The 482-nt window shown below is 55.2% G+C and carries 2 rRNA genes; both read right to left on the reverse strand.

The features are described 5' to 3' along the window. Positions 1-110, reverse strand: a 5S ribosomal RNA gene (gene rrf, locus MWU78_RS22230); the annotation flags it as partial. A 244-nt stretch (positions 111-354) separates the two neighbouring features. Next, positions 355-482: ribosomal RNA gene (locus tag MWU78_RS22235) — 23S ribosomal RNA — on the reverse strand; the annotation flags it as partial.

Below are 482 nucleotides of genomic sequence, written 5' to 3' on the forward strand. Positions count from 1 at the left end.
AAGGCGGCGGCCTACTCTCCCACTTGGTGTAGCAGTACCATCGGCGCAGACGGGCTTAACTTCCCTGTTCGGAATGGTAAGGGGTGGGCCCCGTCGCCATGGCCACCTAAAATCGTTGATGTTTTTCCATGGCCCTGGGGTCATGGTCTACCCGAACTGCATTGCAGGGCGGGCCACCTAAAAACTTCTATACTTTAATGTCCGGTACCCTTCAGCGGATGCTGAGCGTAGCCGAAGCATGACATAATAATGGGACAGGGCGGCCGTTTCGGTCGCACTAAAATAAGGCAAGGTACACGTACTGTTGTTTGAAAAAAGGTTTGTTGCGTCCCGCGGTTTCCCGCGGGACGGCGTTTGCGCAAGCCAACGGGCAATTAGTACCACTCGGCTACGGACATTGCTGCCCTTCCACCTATGGCCTATCGACGTGGTCATCTCCCACGGCCCTTTAAAGAAATCTCATCTTGTGGCGGGTTTCGCGC

Source organism: Arenibacter sp. F26102 (assembly GCF_023015865.1).
GTDB lineage: Bacteria > Bacteroidota > Bacteroidia > Flavobacteriales > Flavobacteriaceae > Arenibacter.